The sequence below is a fragment of the Streptomyces sp. 135 genome (assembly GCF_020026305.1).
Lineage (GTDB): Bacteria > Actinomycetota > Actinomycetes > Streptomycetales > Streptomycetaceae > Streptomyces.
In genome coordinates this window covers 1031673-1058609 of sequence record NZ_CP075691.1, presented here as the reverse complement: position 1 = coordinate 1058609, position 26937 = coordinate 1031673, and the positions used below count along the sequence as shown (strand labels likewise).

The window sequence follows — 26937 nt, the reverse complement described above, 5'->3', positions numbered from 1 at the left end:
ATCGAGGGGTACGGCCGCGTCGAATCGCGTCCGGCACGACGCGAAGGAGCCCCGCGGTGAGCACCACACAGCAGGATCGAGCCGACCAGCCGATGCCCACGCTCGACGTCGACCACAGTGACGACGAGTACCGCGCCTGGCTCAAAGAAGCCGTCCGCAAGGTCCAGGCCGACGCCAACCGCTCGGCCGACACCCACCTGCTGCGCTTCCCGCTCCCCGAGCACTGGGGCATCGACCTGTACCTGAAGGACGAGTCGACGCACCCGACCGGCAGCCTCAAGCACCGCCTCGCGCGCTCCCTCTTCCTCTACGGCCTGTGCAACGGCTGGATCAGGCCAGGACGCCCGGTCATCGAGGCCTCCAGCGGCTCCACGGCCGTCTCCGAGGCGTACTTCGCGAAACTGACCGGCGTGCCCTTCGTCGCGGTGATGCCGCGCACGACGAGCGCCGAGAAGATCCGCCTGATCGAATTCCACGGCGGCCGATGCCACTTCGTGGACGACCCGCGCACCATGTACGCGGAGTCGGCCGCCCTCGCCGTCGAGACCGGCGGCCACTACATGGACCAGTTCACGTACGCGGAGCGGGCCACCGACTGGCGCGGCAACAACAACATCGCCGAGTCGATCTACCAGCAGCTCAGGCTGGAGCGCTACCCCGAGCCCGCGTGGATCGTCGCGACCGCGGGCACCGGCGGCACCTCGGCGACCATCGCGCGCTACGTCCACTACATGCAGCACGACACCCGCATCTGCGTCGCCGACCCGGAGAACTCCTGTTTCTTCGACGGCTGGACGAAGAACGACCCGGACGCGACGAGCGACTGCGGCTCGCGCATCGAGGGCATCGGCCGCCCCCGCATGGAGCCGAGCTTCGTGCCCGGGGCGATCGACCGCATGATGAAGGTGCCGGACGCGGCGTCCGTGGCCGCCGTGCGCGCACTGGAGCAGGCCATCGGCCGCAAGGCGGGCGGCTCCACGGGCACCGGCCTGTGGAGCGCCCTGAAGATCGTCGCCGAGATGGTGGCCGTGGGCCGCACGGGCAGCGTGGTCACGCTGATCTGCGACCCGGGCGACCGCTATCTGGACAAGTACTACTCCGACGCGTGGCTGGCCGAACAGGGCCTGGACATCGCGCCCTACACGGAGGCGATCAACACCCTGCTCGCCACGGGCGAATGGCCCCGGCGCTCGGCGTAACCCTCGGCGGCGGCCGCCTCGCGAGCCGTCACCCGCCCCCCGGCGGCCGCTGTCCCGTGGCCGCCATGAGGCGCCGGTCCAGTGCCGTCACCGCGTCGCGGAAGGCCCGGCCGAGGCCCGCGCGGCTCAGCTTCAGCACGAGGCGGAAGGGCGGTGCGCCGTCCGCGGCGAGCGTCCACCGCACGCGGGTGCCGGTCCCGGCCGGGGTGAGCCGCCACTCCTCCACGAGGGCACGCGGCCCCGGCGCGTTCGTGACGTCGACTCGGTAGGCGTACCGCTCCGGTTCATCGGCCGCGATGATCGTCTCCCGAAAGCTCGTGCCGCCCTTGAGCCGGACATCGCGGCCCTTGCCCCCGTCGGTCGGGCGGCACTGCGTGACCGCCGTGAACCAGGTGGGCCAGCCCGCCAAGTCGTGGGCGAGAGCGCGGTAGACCGCTTCGGGCGGGGCGCTCACCTCACGCGTGAAGACATGACGTAGCGCGGCGGACTCGATGAAGTCGAGCCCCACGGGGCTCAGTCGGCGTGCTCGCACTCTGCCCCCCCAGCGGAGTAAGACGGTTGACCGGGCACCGACACCATAGCTGGCGGTCCGTCAGATGTCTGCGGAGTCCTCGCGGTCGTCCGGAGAGCCGTCGTCGCCCTCCCGCTCGTCCTCACCCGCCACCACGAGCCGGTGCAGATGCTCGGAGATCTCCGCACGCGCCTCAGCGGGCAGCCCCGCGTCCGTCACCAGCGTGTCGACCTGCGAGAGCGTCGCGAACGAACTCAGGCCCACCGTGCCCCACTTGGTGTGGTCGGCGACGACGACCACACGGCGCGCCGACCGCACCAGGCGCCGGTTCGTCTCCGCCTCGGCCAGATTCGGCGTCGACAGACCGGCCTGCGGCGATATGCCGTGCACACCGAGGAAGAGCACGTCGAAGTGGAGCGAGGCGATGGCCTGGTCCGCGACGGGACCGACCAGCGAGTCCGACGGCGTGCGCACCCCGCCGGTCAGCACGACCGTGGCCGCGCCCTGCCGCTGCCCGGAGGAGCGCTGCGCGGAGTGGAAGACGTCCGCGACCCGCACCGAGTTGGTCACCACCGTCAGATCCGGCACGTCCAGGAGATGGTGCGCCAGCGCGTACGTCGTCGTGCCGCCGGACAGCGCGATCGCCGAGCCCGGCGTCACCAGGGACGCCGCGGTGCGCGCGATGTCCTCCTTGGCCGTCGGCTCCAGGCCCGACTTCGCCTCGAACCCGGGCTCGTGCGTGCTCGCCTCGACGACCGGCACCGCGCCGCCGTGGACCTTCTCCAGGACGCCCTGGCGGGCCAGCGCGTCGAGATCACGGCGCACCGTCATGTCGGACACGCCCAGCTTCCGGGTGAGTTCATTGACGCGGACCCCGCCCCGGCGGCGTACCTCGTCGAGAATCAGGGCACGGCGCTGCTCGGCGAGAAGATTCTGATTCTCACTCACGCCCGGCCCCGGCCTTTCTGCCTCGTCCTGCCTCGTCACACCCGCCGCGCCCGACCGGCGCACAGCCTCATCCTCGCACGCGCCACTGACAGCCGTGCGACCACCCGCGCGCGGGTACGCACGCCTCGGAAGGGGGAGATTACGTGACGAGGGGTGCGCGGCGAGCCGCGCCCCGAGATCCTTGTTTCCCTCACCACGCAACGCGACATCTCGGGGGCAGCGAAAACAGTGGAGCGTGCGACGCAGGACGAGACCGCCCTGGAACTCCTGGTCCATGGAGTCGGGGGCACCACACCGGAACAGATGCTGGGCGATCCCCGGACCGTACGGATCTCCGGCGACGACACGGCGGCCGTCTTCCGCCGCACCGAGGACGCCGACGCCGAGCGGCGCCCCGACGACTACCGCGGCAAACCGGTCCCCGAGGCGTACGTCTGGTGCAACCTCACCTCCGGCAACGGCTCCCGCGCCCTGTGGCTCCTGCTGCTGCCCTTCATGGTCGTCAACCTCGCCCACTGGATGCGCCCCACCTCGCGCCACCGCAGGCGCCTCGTGCGCACCTACGGCCTCCTGGTGCGGCTGACCGGCCTCACCCTCACCGTGCTGCTCGTCGCCGCCGCCTGTGAGGTCGCTCTCGACCTCACGGCCTGGCAGTGCGCGGGCACCCCGGAGTGCGCGGCCGACCGCGCCTGGCTCGGCTTCCTCGCCACCGACGACGCGGGCCACGGCGGCTGGTGGTCGCAGCCCGGCCGCCGCCTCGCGCTCGCCGCCCTGCTGCCCAGCGCCCTCACCGGCCTCCTCTGGTACCTCTCCCACCGCACCTGGAGCGCGTACGAGTCCCAGCAGCCGCTGCCCCACCAGCCCGACCCCGAGGAGGAGACGAGCCGCACCGCGCTCGGCCGGCCCGGCTTCTGGTACGGCCGCCGCCTCGTCGCCCGGCTGCGCGCCGCCCACACCGCGGCGGGCCTGCTCACCGTCGCCGCGGCGGTCGGCGCCTCCGCCGCGCGCCACGACCGGCGTGCCGGGGGCCCGGTCCTCCTCGACGTCCTCGGCTGGAGCCTGCACGCCGCGCTCGGCGTGGGCGCGGTAGCGGTGGTGTGGGTGGTGTGCCGCAGGGGGCGCAGCGAGAGCAGGCTCGACCGGAAGCTGGACCGCGCCCTCGTGCGCAGACTCCCACTGGCCGCACTGGCCGTGCTCGTGCTGACCCTGGTGTACGCGGGATGGACACGCGCCGGCTGGCGCTCCGAGGGCAGGCTGCCGGGTGACGCGTCCTTCGGCGGCATCGCGCTCGTCCAGGGCCTGCTGGTCATCGCCCTCGCGGTGGTCGCGCACTCCCTGTACCGCACCTCGCCCGACGCCCGCACCGTCATCCGCGGCCTCGGCGGCCCCGCCGTCGCCATGCTGTCCTGCGCCCTCGGCGGGGTGATGTCCGGCGGCGGCGCGCAGCGGGTCTCCGACTGGCTGGACGGCACCCACGGCTCCATCCCCGGACCGCCCGTCCTGCTCACCTGGCAGGCGTCCGTGATCCCGCCGCTCCTGGTCGTCGTCGCCGTGCTGTGCGCGTGGTTCGGCGTACGCACGCTCCAGCGCAAGCGCCGCGAGATGGCGAAGGTGGCGGCCGACTACGCCGACGAACCCCAGGACACCACCCGCACCCGCCGCATCGCGGGGACACGCGCGCGTGCCGCGCTCACCGACCGGGCGCCCTTCCTCGTCGGCATCATCGCCGCCGTCACCCTGCTGCTCGGTGCGGGCGCCCTCATCGGCGCGTGGTTCACGGAGAAGGTCCCCGCCCAGGCCGCGCAAGGCATGCCCGACGTCGTGGAGGGCGCCGCCGAGACCTCGCAGGCGCTCGGCTCCTGGCTGATCGGCTTCGGCTTCATACTGTTCGTCACCTGGGGCCGCCGCGCCTACAAGGACGCCTCCGCCCGGCGCACCATCGGCATCCTCTGGGACGTCGGCACGTTCTGGCCGCGCGCCGCCCACCCCTTCGCCCCGCCCTGCTACGCCGAGCGTTCGGTCCCCGACCTGACCTGGCGCATGGCCGCCTGGACCCGCTCCACCAGCGCCACCGGCGGCCGTCTCGTCATCTCCGGGCACTCCCAGGGCAGCGTCCTCGCGGCGGCGGCCGCCTGGCAGCTGCGCCCCTCGGTCCGCAGGCGCGTCGCCCTGCTCACCTACGGCTCACCCCTGGAGCGCCTCTACGGCCGCTGGTTCCCCGCCCACTTCGGCCCGGCGGCGCTGACCTCCCTGCACCGCGAGGTCGACTGCTGGCGCAATCTGCACCGCCCCACCGATCCGATCGGCGGCCCCATCGGCCTGCGCGGCGACTGCGGCCCGCAGGTGGACCGCGCCGCCCTCAAGGACCCCCTCGCCTACGGCCGTACGGAGGACCATCCGCTCCCGGCACCGATCCTCGGCCACAGCGACTACCAGTCCGACCCGGCCTTCGCCGAGGAACGCGCACGGCTCCTCGCACGCCTCAAGGCTGCCGTACCGTCCCCGCGGCCCGCGCAGACGGAAGCGGTCACACCAGCTCCGGCAGATCCTCCGGATACAGCAGGGTGAGGTCGTCCGTGCTCGGCTCGGGGAGCTGGGCGACCCGGCCCGCGTGCCGCTCCACCATCGCCTCGAAGGTCTGCCGCGCGGTGCGGCCGTTGCCGAAGGCGGGCCCCTTCGGGAGCGCCGTGAAGTACTTCAGGAGCGCCTCACCGGCGCCCGTGCCCAGGCGGTACTCGTGCTCCTCGGCCTGCTGCTCCACGATCCGCAGCAACTCCTCGGGGGCGTAGTCGCTGAAGGTGATCGTCCGCGAGAAGCGGGACGCCACACCGGGGTTGACGGAGAGGAAGCGCTGCATCTCCGCCGTATAGCCCGCGACGATCACCACGACGGCCTCGCGGTGGTCCTCCATCAGCTTCACGAGCGTGTCGATGGCCTCACGGCCGAAGTCGCGCCCGGAGTCCTCGGGGGAGAGGGCGTACGCCTCGTCGATGAACAGCACGCCGCCGCGCGCCCGGTCGAAGGCCTCCTGGGTGCGGATCGCCGTCGAGCCGATGTGCTCGCCGACCAGGTCGACGCGCGAGACCTCGACGAGGTGGCCGCTCTCCAGGACGCCGAGCGAGGCGAGGATCTCGCCGTAGAGCCGCGCGACGGTCGTCTTGCCCGTGCCCGGTGAGCCGGTGAAGACCAGGTGTCGGCGGGCGGAGGCGGCCTTGAGCCCGGCGAGCTGCCTGCGGCGGCCCACCTCGATCATGTCGGTGAGGGCGCGCACCTCGCGCTTGACGCTCTCCAGGCCGACCAGGGCGTCCAGTTCACCGAGGACCTCCTTGGCGGCGCGGGCCGAGGGCGGTGCGGGCACGGCGGCCGGCGCGGGCTGCTGCGCCGGTACGGAGCCGAGCAGTCCGGCGGTCTGCGTCGCCGTCTGCACGGCGGGCACCTCCTGCGGCGCCGCCGGGGTGCGCAGGCCACCGCTCTCGTCGCTCGCGCAGTCCTCGACGAGCGGGCCCTCTTCCGAGAACTCGAAGCCGCCGCGCGCGCACCGCTCCGTGCGGCACTTCTTCAGCGTCGTACGGCACCCGTCGATGACGTGGAAGCCGTAGCCGCCGCTGCCGCTGACCCGGCAGCCCTGGAAGCTGCCGCGGCCGCCCGCGGAGACGTAGAAGCCCGCCTCGGCGGGCGAGGTGACCGTGCAGCGCTCGATGGTGGGGTCCGCGCCCTTGGTGACGATCACGCCCGTCTGGACGGCGTCGATCGTGCAGTTGGCGAGGGTGCCGCCGCTGCCGTGGTCGCGGAACCACGCGCCGGTGGCGGCCTCGCGGATGCGGCAGTCGTCGAGCTGCGCGGTCGCGCCGTCGCTCACCGACACCGCCGTGTTGCGTACCTGGGAGAGGTCGCTGTCGACGACGTCGGCGCGCGAGCCGCGGTCCAGGACGAACAGCGCGTCCGGCACGTCGCGCACCCGGCACGACTCCAGGACGGCCGTCGCCCCGTCGCTGACCCAGACGGCCGGATAGTCGCCCGTACTGTCGTGGATCTCGCACTGGTTGGCGTCCACGCGCGTGCCGGGGTCCCACACCGACAGGCCGTTGCGTCCGAACCGGCAGACCGTGGAGCGGGTCAGCGTCAGCACGGAGCGCGAGCGCAGGTCGATCGCGTTCTCCGGGATGTCGTGAATGCGGCAGTCGGCCAGGGTCAGCACGGCGTCCGTGTCGAGCGTGATGCCGTCGGAGGTGGTGCGGTGCACGTCGCAGTCGGTCAGATGGGCCGAGGCCCGCCCGGTGACCTGGACGCCGGTGCCCTTGATCTCGTAGACCTCGCAGCCGATGGCCTCCAGGCCGGAGTGCTCGCCGGTCACCGCGAGCCCGGCGCCCGAGGCGTGGTGCACCCGGCAGCGCTCCAGGCGGGGGTGCGCGCCGCCGCGCACCGCGACACCGGACTGGCCCGCCGCGACGATCTCGCACTCCTCGAAGACGCCACCGCCGCCGTCGAGCACCGCGATGCCGATGCCGCCGGGATTGTCCACGGTGCAGCGGCGCACCGTCGGGCGCGCGCCGCCGCGCACCTCTATGCCGGCCGCGGAGCGGGTCACGACCCGGATGTCGGTCAGTTCGGGGGCGCCGTCCTCGACGAGCAGCGCGGGCGCGGAGGAGTCCTGACCCTCGATGTGCACGTCCTGCACGATCGCGGAGGCGCGCACCGTGAGGGGCACTCCGTCGGACGGCGCGATGCGCACCGATCCCGCCGAACCGTCGGGCCCGCGCAGGGTCACCGCGTGCTGCACGACGAGGTTCTCGCGGTAGGTGCCGGCGGCGACGGTCAGTATGTCGCCGTCGCCCGCGGCCTCCAAGGCGGCGGCGAGCGATGCGTACTCGCCGGTGCGGCGCCGCCACCGCGACGTGCCGGTGTGCGTCACCTGGACCGTGCCCTGTGCCATGGAGTTGCTCTGCCCCCACCTCGTCGTACGCGGGTCTCGCGCCGGTGTGCCGCGATGTGCCGCGGTGCCGCGCAAGGAGCCGAAGAGTTCGGCCGGTCCACCGTAGCGCGCGTGAGCAGGGGCAGTTGACCCGATCGGCGGGCTCCGGCCAACCGGCCCGGTCACGGGGGCGGTCAGGAGCCGGTGCCGGCCCTGCCCCAGTCGGGGCCCGCCTTGGCCCAGGCCTGGTCCAGGCGGGTGTAACGCCCTTGGACGATGCGCCAGAGGACGAGCCTGCGCGCGCCCTCGACGAGGGCGACGCCCGCCGTCGCGGCGCCCAGTCCGGCGAGGGCCGCGTGGGTGGTCGCGGTCGCGGGGTCCAGCGGGCGGCCGACGACGCGGCCGCGCTCGTCGGTCCACAGCCTGAAGTGGTCACCGGGACGCGGGGCGTCGAGTCGGGCGACGACGACTCCGGAGCGGTCCGTGCCGTCCGGGCCCGCCCAGCGGGCGAGGACGCGGCTGTGGGCGTCGCGCGCCGACGCGGTCTCGGGGTCGGGGTCGAGCGGGGGAGCGGGGACCTTCCGCACGACCGTGCCGACGGTCGCGTGTCGGGCCTCGTGCTGCTCCCGCACCGAGGCGAGCAGGGCGTCCCGCGACAGGCCGGCGGTGAGGGTGCCGACGACGGGAGCGGCGACGACGATCAGCACCAGGGCGGCGAGCGCCACCCAGGCCTCCACGAGGTCGGTCCCGCGGCGCAGCGGATTGTGCCGCCAGCGCCAGAGCCCGACGATCGCCCGCACAGTCCTGCACCCCCTTCCGCGTCCGTCTCGACCGGGAACGGCACGTGTCCACGAAGCTCAACGTCCCTGCTCCGCCAACGAGTTCCCCGACCGGAGGCGGGTCATTCGGGGATCGTGAAGGCGTCACCGGCGCGGCTGATCCCGGTGGGTCCGGGAACCAGATTCTGCCCGAAGACGGGCTGAGCGCCGAAGCGGCGCTGACGGCGCCCCGGGGCCGGGCGCAGATATGCGAATGCCGCCGCCGGGCGTAGGCTCGGCGGCGGCAGGTGCCATGCGCGGACGGCGGCTTCGGCGATCAGTACCCGCGGTAGGGGCGGTTGTACGGATCGTCGTACGGCGCCGGGGCCGGGCGGGGCGACGCCGGGCGCATCGCCTCGTACCCCGTACCGGCCGCGGGCCGTTGGGGCTGGGCGCCCGGGTAGCCGCGAGGGCCCGCGGCCTGCTGCGGGATGTACGGCGCGGGGGCCTGTTGCAGCGGGGCGGGCTGCTGGGCCTGCGGGTAGCCGTAGCCCTGGTTGTGATGGGAAGGGGCGGCCGGCAGGGCGGGCAGCGCGGCCGGGAGGGCGGGCAGGTGACTGCCCGTGTCGTACGCGGACGGAACCCGGATCGGGGCGATCTGAGGAGTGCCCCGCTCTGCGACGAGGGAGTCGTAGATCGGAGTGTCCGTGAAGGACGGCGCGGAGTAGTAACCGCCGCCATAGGTGGAGCGGGGGGAGGTCATGCTCCATAAGTTAAGCCCTTGATGTGCTGGTTGGGGAGACCGATAAGAGGGTTGTTTTACGTGTCGGCAGTGGTGACGTGTACCCAATGCGAGCGAACTTGGGAAAATCGGTCGCCAAGTGGCGTAGGGATCGTGTAAAAGCCGCGTTCATGACGGGTTACCGGCGGTTGGTCACGGAGCGGCCGGGAGCCCCGGGGGCGCGGTCGTGGGCCTCCCGGTGATCCGGGTAATAGGTTGGCCGCGAACGGAATCGGCGGCCCTGCCGGACGCGGCGACTTGCGATGGGGGCGGACATGACAATGCCTAAAGGATCGAATGTTCCCGTACCGGCACCCGCGGTGCGGGTCGAATTGGGGTGGGGCTCGGGCGCCGGGGTACCCGACGCCGACGCCTCCGCACTGTTGCTGGCCTCTTCCGGAAAGGTGCGCTCGGACGCGGACTTCGTCTTCTACAACCAGCCGGCGCACTCCTCCGGAGCGGTGCGGTACGAGGGCAAGCAGCGCTCCGACGGCGGCGTGAGCGATGTGCTCACCGTCGACCTCGCGCGCGTGGAACCCGCGATCGAGACCGTGGTGCTCGCCGCCTCGGCCGACGGCGGCACCTTCGGGCAGGTCCCCGGCCTGTACATCCGGGTGCTCGACGCGGCGAGCGGCGCCGAACTGGCGCGCTACGACAGCACGGACGCGACGGTGGAGACGGCCTTCGTCCTCGGCGAGTTCTACCGGCGCCAGGGCGCGTGGAAGTTCCGCGCCGTCGGCCAGGGCTACGGCAGCGGTCTCGCAGGCCTCGCCACGGACTACGGGATCACGGTGGACGAGCCGCAACGCTCCGCGCCGCCGACGGCCCCCGCCGCGGCCACCCCGCCGCCGCAGGCCGCCGCTTCCGCCGCTCCCGTCACACCCGCACCGGCCCCTCCCGTGACCCCGCCCACCGAGCCCGTGCGCCTCACCAAAGTCACCCTGACGAAGGACGCCCCGTCCGTCTCGCTGACGAAACAGGGCGGCACCTCGGGCGCCATGCGCGTGAACCTCAACTGGGAGATGCGCAAGCAGTTCAAGGGATGGGGCGCGAAGCTCGGCAGAGCCGTCGCCATGCACGCCGATCTCGACCTCGACCTCTGTGCGCTCTTCGAACTCGCGGACGGCCGCAAGGGCGTCGTCCAGGCACTCGGCAACGCCTTCGGGGCGATGCACCAGCCTCCGTACATGCTGCTCGACGGCGACGACCGCACCGGTGCCACGGCCAGTGGCGAGAACCTCACCATCAACCTCGACCACATCAAGGACTTCCGCCGCATCGTCATCTTCGTGACCATCTACGAAGGCGCGCGCAGCTTCGCCGACCTCAACGCCACGGTCACCCTCCAGCCGCAGCACGGCGCCCCGATCGACTTCTCGCTCGACGAGTGCACCGTCCCCTCCACGGTGTGCGCGCTGGCGCTGCTCACCAACAACGGCGGCGACCTCGTCGTCCAGCGCGAGGCCCGCTACCTCGTCCCGGACCGAGGGGTGAGCCCGCAGCGCACCATCGACCACGCCTACGGCTGGGGCATGAACTGGACGCCCGGCAGGAAGTGACCGCGACCGGTCACCGCTGCTCCGGTGCCGGCTCCGCAACGGCGTCCGGACGCGTGTACGTACGCCCCTTCCAGGCGGCGCCGCGCCCCCTGTAGTGCCGCACCGCCGAGTCCACCGTCATCAGGAGGTACAGGAACGCGGTGCCGGGCAGCAGCGGGGCGAGCCACAGGGGCTGCCGGTAGTAGCGGAGCATCGGCAGGTACGTCGCGGTCATCAGCAGCCAGGCGAGACCACCCGTGGCCGCCGCCGGTGCGTCGCCCGTGGCGAGGCCCGCGACCAGGGTGAGCGGGGGAGCGAGGTAGACCAGCGCGAGCCCGGCGACCGTGCCGAGGAGCAGCAGAGGCTGGTGCCGCAGCTGGGCGTACGCGCTGCGCGCGACCATGCGCCACAGGTCCGCGAGGCGGGGGTAGGGGCGCACGCTGTCGACGCGCTCGGCGAGCCCCAGCCAGAGGTGACCGCCGGAGCGCCGGACCGCCCGTGCGAGCGCCACGTCGTCGATCACCGCGTGCCGGATGGCGTCGGGGATCCGCGCCCGCTCGGCGGCGTCGGCGCGCAGCAGGACGCAGCCGCCCGCCGCGGCGGCCGTCCGCGACCCCTTCCGCCCGATCCGGCGGAAGGGGTAGAGCTGCGCGAAGAAGTACACGAACGCCGGGACCACCAGCCGCTCCCACACGCTGCGCACCCGCAGCCGGGCCATCTGGGAGACCAGGTCGAAACCGCCCGTCTCCGCGGCGGCCACCAACTCCCGCAGGCTCTCCGGCCCATGGGCGATGTCCGCGTCGGTCAGGAGCAGATACTCGGGATCCCGCGCGCGGGCGAGGCCGATCCCGTGGCGCACCGCCCAGAGCTTGCCGGTCCACCCGGGGGGCGGCTCACCGGGGGAGGCGACGGTCAGCGGCAGGCCGCCGTGTTGTTCGCCCAGCGCGCGGGCCAGCTCACCCGTGCCGTCCGTACTGCCGTCGTCGACAAGGAAGACCTCGGCCCGGCCCGGATAGTCCTGCGCCAGCAGCGACGGCAGGCTCTCGGGCAGCATCGCGGCCTCGTCCCTGGCGGGCACGACGACACACACCGTCGGCCAGTGGCCCCGGCCCGCCCCGTCCGCCGGATCCCGGCGCGGTGGCAGGCGCACGTCCGTACGCCAGAAGAAGCCCTGCCCCAACAGCAGCCACAGCCACGCGGCAAGCGATCCGGCGGCGATCCACGCAACGGCGCTCATCCGCCGAAGTCTGCCCCACGGCACGGTGCCTGTGGGGCCCATCGACTATGGTGACCGGGTGAAGATCGCGCTCATGGACTCCGGTATCGGACTGCTCGCCGCGGCGGCCGCGGTACGCCGCCTGCGGCCCGACGCCGATCTCGTGCTCTCCTCGGACCCGGACGGCATGCCGTGGGGACCGCGGACCACGGAAGACCTCACCGCGCGCGCTCTCGCCGTCGCACAGGCCGCCGCCGCGCACCGCCCCGACGCGCTGATCGTCGCCTGCAACACCGCCTCCGTGCACGCGCTGCCCACGATCAGGGCCCGCCTGGAGCCCGCCGTCCCGGTCATCGGGACCGTGCCGGCCATCAAGCCCGCCGCCGCGGGCGTCGGCCCCGTCGCCATCTGGGCCACCCCGGCCACCACGGGCAGCCCCTACCAGCGGGACCTCATCGAGCGGTTCGCGCGCGACGTCGACGTCACGGAGGTGCCCTGCCCAGGCCTCGCCGACGCCGTGCAGTACGCGGACGAGAAGGCCATCGACGAGACCATCGCCGCCGCCGCTGCCCTCACCCCGCGCGATGTAAGGGCCGTCGTCCTGGGCTGCACCCATTACGAGCTGGTGGCGGAGCGCATCCGCGCCGCCGTGCAGCAGCCGCAGCTGCCGCCGCTCGTGCTGCACGGCTCGGCCGGCGCTGTCGCCGCCCAGGCGCTGCGCAGGATCGGCGCGCTCCCCGGCACCGACGGTGGCGCGACACCCGGGCTCACCGTGCTGCTCAGCGGGCGTGCGGAGCCGCTGCCGCGGGAGGCGCTCACGTACGCCGAGGGACGCATGCTCGCGGCGGTCACCCCCGCCCTCTGAGCCCTGGAACCCGAATCCGGTCACGCTCCGCGACGCGGTGCCTTCGCGGCGGAACGTGAGTAATCTCGATGGCATGAGGGACCCAGCCCACGAGGAGCACGGCGACCACGGCGAGAACGCCGGGCCCGACGCCCCGCCCGAAGTCTGGACCGGCCGCGCGACCAACCGCGTCCAGTGGCTGCTGGCCTGCGCGGGCGCGGCCTGCCTGGCCCTCGGCATCGAACTCGCGGTCGGCTCGATGTGGACATCGGGCTTCGCGCCCCTGCTCATGTCCGTCGTCGGATGCATCGCCGTCGGACTCCTGATGCTCTTCGGGACGCTGGCCTTCGTCCATGTGGCCGTGAAGGTCGACAAGGATTTCCTGGAGGTGCGCTGCGGCCATCTGGGCCTGCCGCGCCGCCACATCCCGCTCTCCCATGTCGTCGGCGCGGACTTCGCCCCGAGCGTCACACCCCGGCAGTGGGGCGGCTGGGGCTACCGCTGGCGGCCCGAGAAGGGCACGGCCGTCGTGGTCCGGCGCGGCGAGGGGCTGGTGCTCAGGCTGGGCGACGGCCACAAGTTCACGGTGACCGTGGACAACGCCGAATCCGCGGTACGCGCCATCCGGGCCCGGCTGAAGGTCAGGGGAACGTCGGTCTGACGCCCACGGCTCCGTCGGCACCGCCAGAGCCCCCGGGGTGCTCGGAGCCGTCGGGCAGGGGCCGCGCCGTGGCGATGCCCGCGAGCAGGCCCGCCGCGGCCGTCACCGACGTCACGCTGAGCGCGTTGCCCACCGTCGCCACGGCCGTCAGTGCCGTCAGGGCCGCGCCCGCCGACAGGACGACCTGGGCGGAGCGCGGCGACCGCCACAGGGCGTACAGCAGCCAGCAGAACACCGCCGCCAGCAGCGCCACTCCCACGAGACCCTGCTCGGAGGCCTGCTGCAACGGCGCCGAATGAGGCTTGCCGTCCGCCAGGAGGTTCCGGGCGACCGCCGGGCTGACCTCGCCGAAGCGCCCCGGCCCCACCCCCAGGACGGGCTCCCGCGCCGCCAGGCCGAGCGCGTCGCGCCACAGCAGCACGCGCTGGCGGCCGAGCCGGCCCTCCAGAGAAGCCGTCAGGCCGTCCGGCAGCACGTCCTCGGCCACCGTCAAGGACACCCCCGTCAGCAGTGCCGTCACGGCGGCGAGACCGGCGAGGCCGAGCGCCCTGCGCCGTACGTGGGCCGCCGCGAGCGAGCAGAGCAGCACCAGGGCGCACCCCGCGAAGGCCGCGGGCGAGCCCAGTGCCGCCGAGACAGCGGCGATCCCGGCGGCGAGCACCCGCAGTGCGACGCGTGAGGCCGGTGTCCGGGCCGCCCACGCCGCGCAGCAGGCCGCACCCGCAGAGAGGATCAGCAGCCCGGCGGCCGCACCGGCGTGACCGAGGAGCGAGGCCGGGCCGAGCGTGAGGCGGGGCGCCGTCACCGCGAGGGTCAGGCCCGCGAGTGCCCCCGCACACGGAGCGGCGACCGGGAGCAGCGCTCCGCAGATGCGCCCGCCCGCGTACCCGGCGGCCACGGCCAGGACTGCGAGGAGCATCCCCTCGGGGGTGCCGCCGTGCACGCCCGCGGTGATCAGTGCCCAGGCGGCACACGCGCCGAGCAGGGCCACGCCCACGGCGTCGGACGCGCCCCGCCGCTCACGCCCGCCTGCCGGACCGGCCGTAGCGGCCGTACCCGTCGACCCCACCCGCCGCCCCCCGAGGTATGCGGGCCCGAACGGCGCGGCCGGCCCACGGTGGCGTGCGCCGGGCCCGTGCCTGAGGCCCGGCCACACGCTAACGGCAGGCGCCGCGCCATGGGGCCAGTTGCGCCGGAACGACCCGGCGGAGGCGCCCACGACCGCTTTGTCGACGCCCACGACCACGCTGTCGGCGCTCCGGTGACGCGCCGTACACTCCCCGAGTGACAGCCACCACCACTCCCGTAGACGAGCCGGACCAGCTCGATCCGCAGCCCGCGCCGGCCTCCCGCGCCGGGCGCGTCCTGCGGCGGCTCGTGCCCGCCGCCGCGGCGGCCCTCTCCGGAGTGCTGCTCTACGTCAGCTTCCCGCCCCGCACGCTGTGGTGGCTCGCGCTCCCGGCCTTCGCCGTCCTCGCCCGGTGCCTGCACGGCCGCACCTGGAAGGCGGGCCTCGGCCTCGGTTACCTCTTCGGCCTGGGCTTCCTGCTGCCGCTGCTGGTGTGGACCGGCGTCGAGGTCGGCCCCGGCCCGTGGCTGGCGCTCGCCGCCGTCGAGGCGGTCTTCGTCGCCCTGGTGGGCGCGGGCATCGCGGCGGTCTCACGCCTGCCCGGCTACCCGCTCTGGGCGGCCGCCCTGTGGATCGCGGGAGAGGCGGCACGCGCGCGCGTGCCCTTCAGCGGGTTCCCCTGGGGCAAGATCGCCTTCGGCCAGGCCGACGGTGTCTTCCTGCCGCTCGCCGCGCTCGGCGGCACCCCCGTGCTCGGCTTCGCGGTCGTCCTGTGCGGCTTCGGGCTGTACGAGGCCGTGCGCCGGATCCGTGACGTACGCGCGACCGGGGTCCTGCGGCGCGGGGCGGCGGCCGTGGCCGGGCTGAGCGTGCTCGTCCCGCTCCTCGGCGCCTTCGCCGCGCGGCCGCTCGTCAGCGACGAGGCCGAGGACGGCACCGCGACCATCGCCGCCATCCAGGGCAACGTCCCGCGCGCGGGGCTCGACTTCAACGCCCAGCGGCGCGCCGTCCTCGACCACCACGTGCGCGAGACCGAACGGCTGGCCGCCCAGGTGAAGGCCGGCAAGGTCAAGCGCCCCGATCTCGTGCTGTGGCCGGAGAACTCCTCCGACATCGATCCGTTCACCAACCCCGACGCGCGCCAGGAGATCGAGAACGCCGTCAAGGCCATCGGGGTGCCCCTCTCGGTGGGCGGTGTCGTCGAGGCCGAGGACGGCAAGCTCTTCAACGAGCAGATCCTGTGGGATCCACGGAAGGGCCCCACCGACACCTACGACAAGCGGCAGATCCAGCCCTTCGGCGAGTACATCCCGCTGCGCGATGTCATCGGCGTCTTCAGCAGCGACGTCGACATGGTGCGCCAGGACTTCAGCCGCGGTTCCGAGCCCGGTGTCTTCACCATGGCGGGCACCAAGGTGGGCCTCGCGACCTGCTACGAGGCCGCGTTCGACTGGGCCGTGCGCGACACGGTGACCCACGGCGCCCAGATCATCTCGGTGCCGAGCAACAACGCCACGTTCGACCGCAGCGAGATGACGTACCAGCAGCTCGCGATGTCCCGGGTCCGCGCGGTCGAGCACAGCCGCGCCGTCGCCGTCCCGGTGACCAGCGGCGTCAGTGCGGTGATCATGCCGGACGGCACGGTCAAGGCGAAGACGGAGTGGTTCACCGCCGATTCGCTCGTCGAGGAGGTGCCGCTGCGCTCGTCGCGGACCCCGGCCACCCGCCTCGGCGCGCTGCCCGAGGGCGTCCTGGTGCTGATCGCCCTCGGCGGACTCGGCTGGGCCGCGGCGTCGGCGCGGGCCCGGCGGGACGCCGGGGAGTAACGCGCTCCTGTCAAGGGCTGCGACGGGACGCCGTTAGGGTCGGACCATGGCCACTCCTGAATTCATCCGCACCCTGCGGGCCGACGCCGGCCAGCAGCTGCTCTGGCTCCCCGGGGTCTCCGCCATCGTCTTCGACGACGACGGCAGGGTGCTGCTCGGGCGGCGCTCCGACAACGGCAGGTGGGCGGTGATCGGCGGCATCCCCGACCCGGGGGAGCAGCCCGCGGAGTGCGCGGTGCGCGAGGTGTACGAGGAGACGGCGGTGCGCTGCGTGCCCGAGCGCGTGGTCCTGGTCCAGGCGCTGGACCCGGTCACCTACCCCAACGGCGACACCTGCCAGTACATGGACATCACCCTGCGCTGCCGTGCCGTCGGCGGCGAGGCGCGCGTCAACGACGACGAGTCGCTGGAAGTGGCGTGGTTCGACGTGGACGCGCTGCCCGACCTGCACGAGTTCTCGCTCTCCCGCATCAAGCAGGCCCTGGTCGACGGCCCCACCTGGTTCGAGCCGAGCACCGAGCGGTGAGACCCCCGCGCCCGGCTGACCCCCGCCCCCGGCTGACCACCGTGTCCGGCAGGCCCTCCGTTAGCCTGAGGGCACGATGAACCGTTTGAGCACGTCATGGGGCGCGTACGACCTCACCCGCTTCCCGGAGGACCCCCGCGACCAGCTGCGCGCCTGGTCGGCGGCCGACGCCTATCTGCTGCGGCACCTCGCGGGCGAGGAAGGTGAGGAAGGGAAGCAAGGGGAGCCAGGGGGCGTCGCGGCGGCCGTCGACCTGAGTGGCACCGTGGCCGTCGTCGGTGACCGGTGGGGCGCGCTGACCACCGCGCTCGCGGGGCACGCGCGTGTGCCCGTGCAGATCACCGACTCCTTCCTCGCCCAGCAGGCCACCCGCGCCAACCTCGCGCGGGCGGGCCACGCGCCGGACGCGGCCCGGCTGCTGACGACCAGGGACACTCCGCCCGCCCGTATCGACGTACTCCTGGTCCGCGTACCGAAGAGCCTCGCGCTTCTCGAGGACCAGCTGCACCGGCTGGCGTCCGCCCTGCACGAGGGCACCGTCGTCGTCGGCACCGGCATGGTCACCGAGATCCACACGTCCACGCTTGAGCTCTTCGAGCGGCTCGTCGGGCCGACCAGGACCTCCCTGGCGCGGCAGAAGGCGCGGCTCATCTTCAGCACCCCGGACCCCGCGCGCACCCCGGGGCCCGCCCCCTGGCCCCGTACCTATGTGCTGCCCGCCGACTCCGGGGCCGGCGCGGGCCTGACCGTCGTCAACCACGCCGGCATCTTCTGCGCCGACCGCCTCGACATCGGCACCCGCTTCTTCCTCAAGCACCTGCCGCGCGCCCGTGGCGGCGCGCACGTCGTGGACCTCGGCTGCGGCAACGGCGTGCTCGGCACCGCCGCGTCCGTCGCGGACCCGGACGCCACGGTCACCTTCATCGACGAGTCGTTCCAGGCCGTCGCCTCCGCCGAGGCCACCTTCCGCGCCAACGCCGCCGAGGACGCCAAGGCGCACTTCGTGGCCGGGGACGCCCTCGCCGCCGTGCCGCCGGGGACGGTGGACCTCGTCCTGAACAACCCGCCCTTCCACAGCCACCAGGCCACCACCGGGGCGACCGCGTGGCGGATGTTCAGCGGTGCGCGCGCCGCGCTGCGGCCCGGCGGCGAACTGTGGGTCATCGGCAACCGCCACCTCGGGTACCACGTGAAGCTGCGCAAGCTCTTCGGCAACGCGCGCGTCGTCGCGAGCGACCCGAAGTTCGTCGTGCTGCGGGCGGTCAAGGGCAACCGCTGAGAGGCGATCGCTGAGGCGCCGCCGCCCGTGCCGGCGGGGCCGAACGGCCCCCTTCGGGCTCGCGACGGCGGCCGGGCGGTGGCAGCGTCGAGGGAGGAACGCCGGGGCCGGTCCGCTGCCGCGACCGACCCGGCGCCGCGACGACTGACCCGGCGCTCCCGTGGAACCCGCGCCTTAGCCACGTACTGGAACGTGATTCCGCCGCACACCACGACCCTCGCGAGGAGATCCTCATGGCGCCCATGGCGAAGGAGGACCTGGCGGCACTCGACGCCCACTGGCGTGCCGCCAACTACCTGTCCGTCGGCCAGATCTACCTGATGGCCAACCCGCTGCTGACCGAGCCGCTGAGGCCCGAGCACATCAAGCCGCGCCTCCTCGGCCACTGGGGCACCTCACCCGGCCTCAACCTCGTCCACACGCACCTCAACCGCGCCATCAAGGAACGCGACCTGGACGCGCTGTGCGTATGGGGACCCGGCCACGGCGGACCGGCCGTGCTCGCCAACTCCTGGCTGGAGGGCAGCTACACGCAGACGTACCCGGCGGTGACGCGGGACGCGGAGGGCATGGCGCGGCTGTTCCGCCAGTTCTCGTTCCCCGGCGGCGTGCCGAGCCACGTCGCACCCGAGACGCCCGGCTCGATCCACGAGGGCGGCGAACTGGGCTACTCCCTCGCCCACGCCTACGGAGCCGCCTTCGACAACCCGGACCTGGTCGTGGCCTGCGTGATCGGTGACGGCGAGGCCGAGACCGGGCCGCTGGCCGGCTCCTGGCACTCCAACAAATTCCTCGACCCCGTGCACGACGGCGCCGTCCTGCCGATCCTCCACCTCAACGGCTACAAGATCGCCAACCCGACGCTGCTCGCCCGGCTCCCCGACGCCGAGCTGGACGCCCTGCTCAAGGGATACGGCCACGATCCCCTGTACGTCACCGGCGACGACCCGCACCAGGTCCACCAGGCCATGGCCGACACACTGGACCAGGCCCTCGACCGCATCGCCGCCATCCAGCGCGCCGCCCGCGACGGCGGCGCGCACAACCGCGCGCGCTGGCCCGTCGTCGTACTGCGCACGCCCAAGGGCTGGACGGGCCCGCGGACCGTCGACGGGGATCCGGTCGAGAACACCTGGCGCTCCCACCAGGTGCCCCTCTCCGGAGTCCGCGAGAACCCGGACCACCTGCGGCAGTTGGAGGAGTGGCTGCGCTCCTACCGCCCCCAGGAACTCTTCGACACCGAGGGCGCTCCCACCGCCGACGTCCTGGCCTGCGTACCCGAGGGGGAGCGCAGGCTCGGCGCCACGCGGCACGCCAACGGCGGTGTGCTCAGCCGGCCGCTGCCCCTGCCGCCGCTGGAGGACTTCGCCGTCCCCGTCGACCGGCCCGGCGCCACCCTGCACGAGCCGACCCGGGTCACGGGCGCCCTGCTCGCCCGGGTCATGGCCGACACCGCGCGGCGGCGCGACTTCCGTGTCGTGGGCCCGGACGAGACCGAGTCCAACCGGCTCGGCGCGCTCTTCGGCGCCACCGGCAAGGCCTGGCAGGAACGGACCCTCGACACCGACGAGCACCTCGCCCGCGACGGCCGCGTCATGGAGGTCCTCTCCGAACACCTCTGCCAGGGCTGGCTGGAGGGCTACACCCTCACCGGCCGGCACGGCCTCTTCTCCTGCTACGAAGCCTTCGTCCACATCGTCGACTCGATGGTCAACCAGCACATCAAGTGGCTGAAGACCTCGCGCTCCCTGCCGTGGCGAGCCCCCGTGCCGTCCCTCAACTACCTGCTCACCTCACACGTGTGGCGCCAGGACCACAACGGCTTCTCGCACCAGGACCCGGGCTTCGTGGACCACGTGCTCAACAAGAGCCCCGACGTCGTACGCGTCTATCTGCCGCCGGACGCCAACACTCTCCTGTCGGTGACCGAGCACGTCCTCGGCAGCCGCGACTACGTCAACGTGGTCGTCGCGGGGAAGCAGCCCTGCTTCGACTGGCTCACCCTCGACGAGGCCCGCGCCCACTGTGCGCGCGGCGCGGGGGTGTGGGAGTGGGCGGGCACCGACGACGGCACACGCGACCCCGACGTGGTCCTGGCCTGCGCGGGCGACGTGCCGACGCAGGAAGTCCTGGCCGCGGCGAGCCTGCTGCGGGAGGCGCTGCCCGAGCTGGCCGTCCGCGTCGTCAACGTCGTCGACATCGCCCGCCTCATGCCCCGCGAGGAACACCCGCACGGCATGCCCGACTCCGAGTTCGACGCGCTCTTCACCCCCGACCGGCCGGTGATCTTCGCCTACCACGGCTATCCGTGGCTGATCCACCGCCTCGCCTACCGCCGTACCGGCCACGACAACCTGCACGTACGCGGCTACAAGGAGGCGGGCACGACGACCACGCCCTTCGACATGGTCGTCCGCAACGACCTCGACCGCTACCGCCTCGTCATGGACGTCATCGACCGCGTCCCCGGCCTCGCCGTGCGCGCCACGGCCGTGCGGCAGGCGATGGCCGACGCCCGCACCCGCCACCACGCCTGGATCCGCGAGCACGGCACCGACCTGCCGGAGGTCGCGGAGTGGACGTGGCCCCATGCCGCCGGGCGCTGAGCCGTTCTCCCGCAGGTGTCCGTTTCCTGGCTGAAAGCGTGCCGCACGAGTATGGGCCAGGTTTGTTCTGCCGCTTCCGTATGGGCGCGGTAACGGCAAGATGTCCGGTGTCCTCGCCGGGCATGGCCCGGCCGTCCGTACGTCCGTCACTCGATGAGGAGCAGACTGATGGCGAACGAGCTCAGGTACGGCGAACAGATCCACTTGCAGAACGGCTACAACGGCTGGCAGGGCGGCTACCTCGACACCAACGGGCACAGCGGCGCGTCCGGCGGCAAGTACGCGGTGTCGACCGCCGACACCCCGACGCGCGGCAAGGGCACCGGCACGTGGGAGCTCCTCTCCGCCTCCGGCAAGGGCGCCGGACAGCCCGTGATGAGCGGCGACGTGGTGTACCTGCGCAACCTCTACGGCGGCGACGGCGGCTACCTCGACACCAACGGCCATGCTTCCGCCGCGCAGAAGAACGCGGGGGCGAAGTTCGACGTCTCCACCTCGCAGGTCCGCGACCGCGCGGCGGGCACCGGGCGCTGGCGGATCTTCGCCCGTGGCTCGGCGCCGGCGGACCAGCACGTCCGGGTCGGCGACGTGGTCCACCTGTGAAACCTCTACGGCGACAACGGCGGCTTCCTGGAGACCAACAACGTCAGCACGGCCTCCGGCGGCAAGTACGACCTGTGCACCAACGCCTACTTCAACCGAAGCTCCGACGTCGCGGACTGGAAGATCCACAAGGTCCGTGGCTGACCCTCGCGGGAGGCGCCCCCGACGGCCACGGCCGTCGGGGGCGGCGTCGGCGTGGGGCGTCGGGCCGGGGCGCCCCTGGTGCGGTCATGCCGCCTCCAGGTCGAGGAGGATCCGCTTGCGCTCCAGGCCGCCCGCGTACCCGGTGAGGGAGCCGTCGGCGCCGATCACCCGGTGGCAGGGGCGTACGACGAGCAGCGGGTTGCGCCCGATGGCCGTGCCCAGGGCGCGCACGGCGGCCCGGGAGAGGCCGAGCTGTTCGGCGAGGCGTCCGTAGGTGGTCGTGGTGCCGTAGGGGACCGTGTCCAGTGCCTGCCAGACCTTGCGCTGGAACGCGGTGCCCGCCCCGGCGGCGTACTCGATGTCGAAGTGGGTCAGGCTCCCGGCGAAGTACGAGCGCAGTTGGGCGGTGATCGCCGTGAACGCCTCGTCGTCGCGGATCCAGCCGTCCAGGACGACGGCGGCGCCCTTCTGGCCCGGCATGGAGAGGGAGGCGAGCGCGGTGCCGCCCTTGGCGGTGGCGGAGGCCTCGCCCACCAGCAGCAGCGTGCCCAGCGGGCTGTCGATCGTCGTGTAGACGGTCATGGGGCTCTCCTCCGGCGTTCTTGAGCGATCCGACTTCCAGTCTGTGGTGCGCGCGAGGCGGCGGCTGGCGGGATTCGGACATGGTGCTCGTTACGCGTCGGCCGCTTTATGCAACTAGTTGCACAACACGTCGCGCGTCGTCTACAACTGTCCTGTAGACACCGCGTACGGAGGGCCGCCCGCATGAGCCGTTACCCGAACCTGCTGAACCCGCTCGACCTGGGCTTCACGACCCTGCCCAACCGGGTCCTGATGGGCTCCATGCACGTGGGCCTGGAAGAGGCCCCGAACGGCTTCGAGCGGATGGCGGCCTTCTACGCGGCCCGCGCGCGCGGCGGCGTGGGCCTCATCGTCACCGGCGGCATCGCCCCGAACGACGCGGGCCGCCCCTACCCCGGCGGCGCCAAGATGACCACGGAGGCGGAGGCCGCGCAGCACGCGGGCATCACCGCGGCCGTGCACGCCGAGGGCGGCCGGATCGCGATGCAGATCCTGCACTTCGGCCGGTACGCCTACCACCCCGACCTCGTCGCGCCGAGCGCCATCCAGGCGCCGATCAGCCCCTCCGTGCCCCGCGCCCTCACCGACGACGAGGTCGAGCAGACCATCGAGGACTTCGTGCGCGCCGCCGAGCTGGCCAAGCTCGCGGGCTACGACGGCGTCGAGATCATGGGCTCCGAGGGCTACCTCATCAACGAGTTCATCGCGGCCCCCACCAACCAGCGCACCGACCGCTGGGGCGGCGCCTACGAGAACCGCATCCGCTTCCCCGTCGAGATCGTCCGCCGCGTCCGCGAGCGCGTCGGCACGGACTTCATCCTCATCTACCGCCTCTCCATGCTGGACCTGATCCCCGGCGGCTCCACCCTCGAAGAGGTCATCCACCTCGCCAAGGAGATCGAGGCCGCGGGCGCCACGATCATCAACACCGGCATCGGCTGGCACGAGGCCCGCATCCCCACCATCGCGACCTCCGTGCCGCGCGGCGCCTACACCTTCGTCACCAAGAAGGTCATGGGCGAGGTCTCCGTGCCGCTCGTCACCACCAACCGCATCAACACCCCCGAAATAGCCGAGCAGTTGCTTGCCGACGGCGCTGCCGACATGGTCTCCCTGGCCCGCCCGCTCCTCGCCGACCCCGACTTCGTCGCCAAGGCGCGCGCCGAGCAGTCCGAGGCCATCAACACCTGCATCGGCTGCAACCAGGCCTGCCTGGACCACACGTTCAACCTCCAGATCACCTCCTGCCTGGTGAACCCGCGCGCCTGCCACGAGACCGAACTCGTGCTCGCGCCGACCCGCACCAAGAAGCGCGTCGCCGTCGTCGGCGCGGGCCCCGCCGGGCTCGCCTTCGCCGTCTCGGCGGCCGAGCGCGGCCACGACGTGACCCTCTTCGACGCCGCCTCCGAGATCGGCGGCCAGCTCAACGTCGCCCGCAAGGTCCCCGGCAAGGAAGAGTTCGACGAGACCCTGCGCTACTTCCGCACCCAGCTCCGACTGCGCGGCGTGACCGTCCGGTTGAACACCGTCGTCAACGCCGACGACCTCACCGATGAGGACTACGACGAAGTCGTCGTCGCCACCGGTGTGACGCCCCGCACCCCCGAGATCCCCGGCATCGACCACCCGAGCGTCGTCGGCTACCTCGACGTGCTGCGCGACGGCGCGCCCGTCGGGGAGCGCGTCGCGATCGTCGGCGCGGGCGGCATCGGCTTCGACGTCGCCGAGTACCTCACCGACGGCGGCGAGAAGGCGAGCCTGGACCCGGCGACGTACTTCCGTCAGTGGGGCGTCGACATGGACTACCGCGAGCGCGGCGGCCTGACCCGGCCCGAGCGGCCCGCCCCGCCGCGCACCGTCCACCTGCTCCAGCGCAAGGCGTCCAAGGTCGGCCAGGGCCTCGGCAAGACCACCGGCTGGATCCACCGCACCGAACTGCGCCACCGGGGCGTCACGATGGTCGCGGGCGCGAGCTACGACCTCATCGACGACGCGGGCCTGCACATCACCGTCGACGGCGTCTCCTCCGTCATCCCCGTCGACACAGTCGTCCTGTGCACCGGCCAGGAACCGCGCCGCGGCCTGTACGAGGAGCTGCTCGCCGCCGGGCGCAGTGTGCACCTCATCGGGGGCGCCGACATCGCCGCCGAGCTGGACGCCAAGCGCGCCATCAAGCAGGGCACGGAGCTGGCCGCCGCGCTGTGACCCGTCCCTAGGATTGCCCCCATGTCACTCCCGCACGCGATCCTCACCGCCCTCCTCGAGAAGCCGTCGTCGGGGCTCGAACTGACCCGCAGGTTCGACAAGTCGATCGGCTACTTCTGGTCGGCGACGCACCAGCAGATCTACCGCGAGCTGGGCAGGCTGGAGCGGGAGGGGGCGATCCGCGCGCTGCCGCGGCAAGGGGCGAGCCGCGGGCAGAAGAAGGAGTACGAGGTCCTGCCCGCGGGCCGCGCCGAACTGGCCCGCTGGACCGCGGCGAGCCAGGACCCGAAGCCGATGCGTGACACCCTGCTGCTGCGCCTGCGCGCCGCCGCGGTGGTCGGCACCGAGGGCGTCCAGGAGGACCTGCACCGCCATCTCGACCTCCACCGGCGGCAGTTGGCGGAGTACGAGGAGATCGAGCGGCGCGACTTCCCGCCGGGGAAGGACGCGGTCGAGGACCGGCTGCGCCATGTCGTGCTGCGCGCGGGCATCGACCTGGAGACGTTCTGGACGCAGTGGCTCACGCGGGCGATCGAGGAATTTGAGGCGCCGTAGCGGGGGCGGGGCGGGGGCGTCGGGCGCGCGGGTCGCCTTCCGGGGGCCCGGTCCGGGGTCACCCGAGTGTCGCCTCCCGCGGGTCCCACTCCTCGGGCAGTGGCAGCGGCGGCACCACCTGCGTGGTCAGTGGTGTGAAGCGGGAGTGGGCGGCGGAGTCCGCGATCGCCGTCATGGTCTGGAGGACATGCAGGGCCAGCGCGCCGGACGCCCGGTGCGCCCCGCCCCCGCGCACGGCGCGCGCCATGTCGACCACGCCGAGGCCGCGCCCGTCGGTCCGCCCCCGCACCAGCAGCTCGCGCCACGTGTCGTCGCCGCTCGGCAGCACCTTCAGCGGGCCGCCGAAGGTGTTCGGGTCGGGCACCGCGAGGGTGCCCTCGGTCCCGGTGACCTCGAAGCGGATGCGCGGCAGCGCCGAGTCGAAGCTGAACGTCGAGTCGGCGCGTACGCCCGAGGCGAACTCGATGAGCGCCGACACATGCGTGGGCACGTCCACCGGGAACACCTGCCCCGCCTTCGGACCCGACGCGACGGTCCGCTCCACGCGGGCGCGCGCGGCGGTCGCCGCCACCTGGGACACGCTGCCGAACAGGGCGACGAGCGAGGTCAGATAGTAGGGGCCGAGGTCGAAGAGCGGGCCCGCACCCGGCTGGTAGAAGAACGCCGGATCGGGGTGCCACGCCTCGGGCCCCAGGCCCTGCGTCACCGTCGTGGCCGCCACGGGCACGCCTATGTCCCCGGCGGTCACCGCCCGCAGCGCCGACTGGAGGCCCGCGCCGAGGAACGTGTCCGGCGCGTTGCCCACGAGCAGCCCGCGTTCGGAGGCCTCGGCGAGGAGCTTCTCGGCCTCCGCCGGGGCGAGGGTGATGGGCTTCTCGCCGTACACGTGCTTGCCGGCGCGCAGGGCGGCCGTCGCCACCTGGGCATGCGCGGCGGGCACCGTGAGATTGACGACCAGTTCGACCTCGGGCAGGGCGAGCACGGCGTCGAGGCCGCCGGAGACGGGGACGCCGTGCGTGCGCGCCGCGGCGGCCGCCCGCCGCTCGTCGAGATCGGCGACGGCCACCACCTGGACGTCCGGGAAACCGCTCAGCGTCCGCAGATACTCGGCGCTGATGACGCCCGCGCCGACCACGGCGACTCCGACGGGCCCCGTGCCGCCCGTGACGCCCGAACTCACGCCGCCTCCAGGGAAGTCATGTATGAGCGGCTCGCCCCGAGCTCGTCGAAGAGGGCGTCGGCGTCACCCGCGCAGGAGTCGAACTCGACGACGCGCCAGGCGTCTGGGGCCGCGGCGAGGATCTCGGGCACCGGCATGGTGCCCCCGCCGACCGCCACGTTCGGGTCGTCCTTGGTGCCGGGCCCGTCCTTGAGGTGCAGGGCCCGCACGCGGCCGCCGAGGCGACGCAGGAGCGCCGGCACGTCGGCGCCGCCGACCGCCGCCCAGTAGGTGTCGACCTCCAGGAATATGGCGGGGTCCAGCAGCTCGGCCAGCACCTCGACGGCGTGCCGGCCGGCGCGGTCCTCGAAGCGGGGCTCGATCTCCCACCAGTGGTTGTGGTAGCCGACGCACAGATCGCGCTGAGCCGCCGCGTCGGCAAGGCCGTTGAGGCGGTCGGCGGCGCGGGCGAGACCGTCGTGCGTGGTGAAGTCCTCGGGCGGGATGCCCGCGGGCACGATCGCGAGGTCGGTGCCGAGCGCGGCCACCGCGTCGAGGACGGGCCCGGGCTCCGGGCCGAACAGCTGGACGGCATGCGCGCCGGACACGGTCAGCCCGAGCTCGTCGAGGCTCTCCCGCAGCCCTTTGGGGTCGGCGAGTACGTCGTACGGTTCCACCGCGCCGTATCCGAGGTCCGCGAGGCGGCGCAGGGTCCCGTCCCGGTCGGCGGCGAGCTGCTCGCGCACGGAGTAGAGCTGAACGCTGAGCGGTCGTGACATGAAAGCGGCCTCCCTGTCGGCTGGGAGGACGGTAAGGCGGTTCCGGGGGGCGGGCAAGGGGGCCGTCGGGGGTGGGCGGGTGCCGGGGGTGGGCGTGGGTGTCGCTGGTGCGGGCGGGGCCTGTGGCGGGTGAGGGTGTCGCCGGAGCGTCCAGCGGCGGGGGGGGCAAGGGTGCTGCCGGGAGCGCAGGGCCGGGCCGGGTACGCGCGCGGGCAGGGTCTGTGGCGGGCAAGGCT

The 26937-nt window shown here is 73.3% G+C and carries 22 protein-coding genes; 12 read left to right on the top strand and 10 right to left on the bottom strand.

What is annotated here, in order from left to right:
* The first annotated feature begins 92 nt into the window (after window positions 1-92).
* The gene (locus KKZ08_RS04840; protein ID WP_223778911.1) at window positions 93-1199 is read left to right on the top strand and encodes a PLP-dependent cysteine synthase family protein; all 1107 of its coding nucleotides are present in this window, start codon (window positions 93-95) and stop codon (window positions 1197-1199) included.
* A 28-nt stretch (window positions 1200-1227) separates the two neighbouring features.
* Here KKZ08_RS04840 and KKZ08_RS04835 read toward each other — a convergent pair whose 3' ends face one another.
* Both KKZ08_RS04835 and KKZ08_RS04830 read right to left on the bottom strand, forming a co-directional pair.
* Window positions 1228-1731 (bottom strand): SRPBCC family protein, encoded by a 504-nt coding sequence (locus KKZ08_RS04835; protein ID WP_223773250.1) that lies wholly within the window; start codon window positions 1729-1731, stop codon window positions 1228-1230.
* Between the two features lie 60 nt (window positions 1732-1791).
* Window positions 1792-2658, bottom strand: a complete 867-nt coding sequence (locus tag KKZ08_RS04830) for a DeoR/GlpR family DNA-binding transcription regulator (protein ID WP_223773249.1) — start codon at window positions 2656-2658, stop codon at window positions 1792-1794.
* Window positions 2659-2886: 228 nt separating this feature from the next.
* Between KKZ08_RS04830 and KKZ08_RS04825 the strand changes: the two genes are divergently transcribed.
* Complete coding sequence (locus tag KKZ08_RS04825) at window positions 2887-5226, top strand: hypothetical protein (protein ID WP_223773248.1); 2340 nt, start codon at window positions 2887-2889, stop codon at window positions 5224-5226.
* On the opposite strand, the gene KKZ08_RS04820 is transcribed toward KKZ08_RS04825, so the two are convergent.
* From KKZ08_RS04820 to KKZ08_RS04810, 3 genes are all read right to left on the bottom strand, one after another.
* Window positions 5186-7591: a right-handed parallel beta-helix repeat-containing protein gene (locus tag KKZ08_RS04820; protein WP_223773247.1), complete on the bottom strand. Its 2406-nt coding sequence runs from the start codon at window positions 7589-7591 to the stop codon at window positions 5186-5188. The genes KKZ08_RS04825 and KKZ08_RS04820 overlap by 41 nt on opposite strands.
* 173 nt (window positions 7592-7764) lie before the next feature.
* A complete protein-coding gene (locus KKZ08_RS04815; RefSeq protein WP_223773246.1) occupies window positions 7765-8370 on the bottom strand; it encodes a hypothetical protein in 606 nt (201 codons plus the stop codon).
* A 295-nt stretch (window positions 8371-8665) separates the two neighbouring features.
* A complete protein-coding gene (locus KKZ08_RS04810) occupies window positions 8666-9091 on the bottom strand; it encodes a DUF6643 family protein (protein ID WP_223773245.1) in 426 nt (141 codons plus the stop codon).
* A 293-nt stretch (window positions 9092-9384) separates the two neighbouring features.
* Here KKZ08_RS04810 and KKZ08_RS04805 point away from each other — a divergent pair, with 293 nt between their 5' ends.
* Window positions 9385-10668: a TerD family protein gene (locus tag KKZ08_RS04805; RefSeq protein WP_223773244.1), complete on the top strand. Its 1284-nt coding sequence runs from the start codon at window positions 9385-9387 to the stop codon at window positions 10666-10668.
* Window positions 10669-10678: 10 nt separating this feature from the next.
* On the opposite strand, the gene KKZ08_RS04800 is transcribed toward KKZ08_RS04805, so the two are convergent.
* Window positions 10679-11884, bottom strand: a complete 1206-nt coding sequence (locus KKZ08_RS04800; protein WP_223773243.1) for a glycosyltransferase — start codon at window positions 11882-11884, stop codon at window positions 10679-10681.
* Window positions 11885-11942: 58 nt separating this feature from the next.
* On the opposite strand from KKZ08_RS04800, the gene KKZ08_RS04795 reads away from it, so the two are divergent.
* Together KKZ08_RS04795 and KKZ08_RS04790 are read left to right on the top strand one after the other, a co-directional pair.
* Entirely contained in the window at window positions 11943-12728 is a 786-nt protein-coding gene (locus KKZ08_RS04795; RefSeq protein WP_223773242.1) for an aspartate/glutamate racemase family protein, read from the top strand.
* A 73-nt stretch (window positions 12729-12801) separates the two neighbouring features.
* Entirely contained in the window at window positions 12802-13368 is a 567-nt protein-coding gene (locus KKZ08_RS04790; RefSeq protein WP_223773241.1) for a hypothetical protein, read from the top strand.
* Here KKZ08_RS04790 and KKZ08_RS04785 read toward each other — a convergent pair.
* Complete coding sequence (locus KKZ08_RS04785) at window positions 13349-14437, bottom strand: O-antigen ligase family protein (RefSeq protein ID WP_223773240.1); 1089 nt, start codon at window positions 14435-14437, stop codon at window positions 13349-13351. The two genes, KKZ08_RS04790 and KKZ08_RS04785, sit on opposite strands and share 20 nt — an antisense overlap.
* Window positions 14438-14652: 215 nt before the next feature.
* On the opposite strand from KKZ08_RS04785, the gene lnt reads away from it, so the two are divergent.
* The 5 genes from lnt (at window position 14653) to KKZ08_RS04760 (ending at window position 21277) form a co-directional block, all read left to right on the top strand.
* A complete protein-coding gene (gene lnt / locus KKZ08_RS04780) occupies window positions 14653-16263 on the top strand; it encodes an apolipoprotein N-acyltransferase (RefSeq protein WP_223773239.1) in 1611 nt (536 codons plus the stop codon).
* 46 nt (window positions 16264-16309) lie between these two features.
* Window positions 16310-16789, top strand: coding sequence for an NUDIX domain-containing protein (locus KKZ08_RS04775; protein WP_223773238.1), 480 nt, complete (start codon window positions 16310-16312; stop codon window positions 16787-16789).
* Window positions 16790-16865: 76 nt separating this feature from the next.
* A complete protein-coding gene (locus KKZ08_RS04770; protein WP_223773237.1) occupies window positions 16866-18068 on the top strand; it encodes a methyltransferase in 1203 nt (400 codons plus the stop codon).
* 227 nt (window positions 18069-18295) lie between these two features.
* Window positions 18296-20674, top strand: a complete 2379-nt coding sequence (locus tag KKZ08_RS04765; protein WP_263303397.1) for a phosphoketolase family protein — start codon at window positions 18296-18298, stop codon at window positions 20672-20674.
* Between the two features lie 168 nt (window positions 20675-20842).
* Window positions 20843-21277, top strand: coding sequence for a hypothetical protein (locus KKZ08_RS04760; protein ID WP_223773235.1), 435 nt, complete (start codon window positions 20843-20845; stop codon window positions 21275-21277).
* A gap of 228 nt (window positions 21278-21505) precedes the next feature.
* Here KKZ08_RS04760 and KKZ08_RS04755 read toward each other — a convergent pair whose 3' ends face one another.
* Complete coding sequence (locus KKZ08_RS04755; RefSeq protein ID WP_223773234.1) at window positions 21506-22003, bottom strand: methylated-DNA--[protein]-cysteine S-methyltransferase; 498 nt, start codon at window positions 22001-22003, stop codon at window positions 21506-21508.
* A 183-nt stretch (window positions 22004-22186) separates the two neighbouring features.
* Here KKZ08_RS04755 and KKZ08_RS04750 point away from each other — a divergent pair, with 183 nt between their 5' ends.
* Complete coding sequence (locus KKZ08_RS04750; RefSeq protein WP_223773233.1) at window positions 22187-24208, top strand: NADPH-dependent 2,4-dienoyl-CoA reductase; 2022 nt, start codon at window positions 22187-22189, stop codon at window positions 24206-24208.
* Window positions 24209-24229: 21 nt separating this feature from the next.
* The gene (locus KKZ08_RS04745; protein WP_223773232.1) at window positions 24230-24763 is read left to right on the top strand and encodes a PadR family transcriptional regulator; all 534 of its coding nucleotides are present in this window, start codon (window positions 24230-24232) and stop codon (window positions 24761-24763) included.
* 58 nt (window positions 24764-24821) lie between these two features.
* Here KKZ08_RS04745 and KKZ08_RS04740 read toward each other — a convergent pair whose 3' ends face one another.
* Window positions 24822-25943: a Gfo/Idh/MocA family oxidoreductase gene (locus tag KKZ08_RS04740; RefSeq protein ID WP_223773231.1), complete on the bottom strand. Its 1122-nt coding sequence runs from the start codon at window positions 25941-25943 to the stop codon at window positions 24822-24824.
* A complete protein-coding gene (locus KKZ08_RS04735) occupies window positions 25940-26701 on the bottom strand; it encodes a sugar phosphate isomerase/epimerase (RefSeq protein ID WP_223773230.1) in 762 nt (253 codons plus the stop codon). The genes KKZ08_RS04740 and KKZ08_RS04735 overlap by 4 nt, the downstream gene beginning before the upstream one ends.
* Between the last annotated feature and the right edge of the window lie 236 nt (window positions 26702-26937).